Here is a 2,002-nt window from a genome sequence, read left to right as displayed (position 1 = left end):
TCCTTTTGGAGAGTTGCTGGAAGACCTACTTGCTCAGCTTGACGAGACTTTCCCAGGATTTGGCTCACCTGTTTCAGCTCGTTCTGCTATGCGAGCATTAGGTCAAATTACCAAAGAAGGAGTGAAGTTGCGGAATTCTTGGTGAACCAATGCCCTTTGGAATCACCTACTGATTGCTCCAGTTAACAATGGAGCACCATGATGCGTTATCTCTGTTTCCGCGAACTTCAGGAGAAATTGGGTGGACGTGGTCGCACGACCATCTACCGCGACGTAGACCAAGGCCGACTACCCAAGCCCACGAAAATCGGTTCTCGCCTGTATTGGAATGAGGCAGATGTAGATGCAGCGATTGCATCTCTTGCGGGTTAAGACCCGTCCCACCCGGCGCATCCGCGCTGAGCTGTCGGGACGGGAATATATCTTGCTGGATACTCCCCATACCTACGCCCAGCGCCGCGCTTTTTCAATCGAAAGGATTGAACATGCCGCAGGCACACTTCTACTCAAAACCCACCAGCGTCTACTGGACGTGCAAGGCGCTCCTCGACGGGCGCACTATTTCGCACCAGACCGAAATCAGAGAAGTCCACGGCTGGCGATTGGGCGCGATTGTCCACCGCTTAAAGGCCGAGTTTGGCTGGCCGATCTGCACCGAATACACCAGTCCCGGTCGCATCGCTCTTTACCGACTGTCACCGGATGCAGACCCCACAAAGCTGCGCTTCCCCAAATCTGCAAAATCGCTTTGCAAAGAGGAGGTCGCCGAATGACCCGGTTGCGTATCCTTCGCCTTCAACAGCGCTACGGCATGACCGCTCAACAGGCACGGATGGTGGCTGACCTCTTTTTCGGAGGTGCCAGCCGTGACTGACCGTTTCAAAATCGCAGCAAAGGGCAAGACATGGCATGTCTTCGTTCGCAAGAGTGCAGGAACGGCCCTAGACGCCGCTTGGGTGTCTTTAGGTGGCTGTCCTAGCCAGATCGTCGCTATGCGCGTCTACATGGCGCTCAATGCGCGAGAGGGGCGGTAATGGCCCGCAAACCCTACAAACACCACAAGAAAGGGGCTGGACGTTTCGTCCAGCTTCCTGAGTGGCTCCAAAAGACCGAGGCATGGGCAACACTGCCACCCGGTCCGAGGGCGCTCTACATCGAACTGAAACGCCGCTACACGGGATCAAACAACGGGCGCATCACCATGAGCCACCGGGAAGCAGCCAAGTTGTTGAACGCACATCGCAACACAGTCGGGCCTTGGTTCAAAGAGCTGGAAGCACGGGGTTTCATCGCTATGACACAAGCATCGTATCTAGGTCCGTCTGGCATTGGTCAGACATCGCATTGGAGGCTGACAGAGTTGCCAAGTGACGACATGAAAACCCCGTCCAAGGACTTCGCATCATGGCAGCAAATTCAGAAGCCCCGCACAAAATCTGTGCCACCCCGTCACAACGATTGTGACACTAAGGGCAATCTAAGGGTGGTAAAGTGAAGAACCGTCACAAATACTGTGACGCATTGAGCCGATTTCGCGGGATAGGCGTCACAAAAAACAGGACATTTATACATCTAGCCATAGGCAGGTCGAAAGGCACGGAGGGGGTACGCCAATCCCTACAGCATTCCGGCGAAAACCTGTTCACCCCCTGCGTTTGCAATATCTGCTCAGAAAAGGGGGGGTATCCCTATCTCCGGGCGACACGGCACGCCAACCCGTCCAATCGGAACACGCACGCATCCACAATTCAAGAAAAGCCGTTCATTCGCTAAACTGTAACGCACGGATAAACCTCAACTTCCCTAATGATTTCGGAAAAAAACTGTAGGCACCAAGTTGGGCGGATACGGCTCAACGCGACCCAGCTACAGGCCAAAGTGCCGAGATTTTCTGCCCCTTGAATGCAAAACCTCCTTGGCCTGAGTGGCTACCTTCAAGAAAGTGTACTCGCATCACAATGCGCGCAATGACTCGACAAGACATACAAATAATGCATCCTGC

Annotated in this window: 3 protein-coding genes; all 3 read left to right on the top strand. The window is 54.0% G+C overall.

What is annotated here, in order from left to right; translation table 11 throughout:
• Window positions 1-485: 485 nt before the first annotated feature.
• The 3 genes from MCRY_RS22195 (at window position 486) to MCRY_RS22190 (ending at window position 1,495) form a co-directional block, all read left to right on the top strand.
• Window positions 486-773, top strand: coding sequence for a hypothetical protein (locus tag MCRY_RS22195; protein WP_085633940.1), 288 nt, complete (start codon window positions 486-488; stop codon window positions 771-773).
• A gap of 93 nt (window positions 774-866) precedes the next feature.
• Complete coding sequence (locus tag MCRY_RS23075) at window positions 867-1,034, top strand: hypothetical protein (RefSeq protein ID WP_171046026.1); 168 nt, start codon at window positions 867-869, stop codon at window positions 1,032-1,034.
• Complete coding sequence (locus tag MCRY_RS22190; RefSeq protein WP_085633938.1) at window positions 1,034-1,495, top strand: helix-turn-helix domain-containing protein; 462 nt, start codon at window positions 1,034-1,036, stop codon at window positions 1,493-1,495. Before MCRY_RS23075 ends, MCRY_RS22190 begins: the two co-directional genes overlap by 1 nt.
• The last annotated feature ends 507 nt before the right edge of the window (window positions 1,496-2,002 follow it).

Source organism: Marivita cryptomonadis, assembly GCF_002115725.1.
In the GTDB taxonomy this organism is placed as follows: Bacteria; Pseudomonadota; Alphaproteobacteria; order Rhodobacterales; family Rhodobacteraceae; genus Marivita; species Marivita cryptomonadis.
This window is presented reverse-complemented; position numbering and strand designations above follow the sequence as displayed.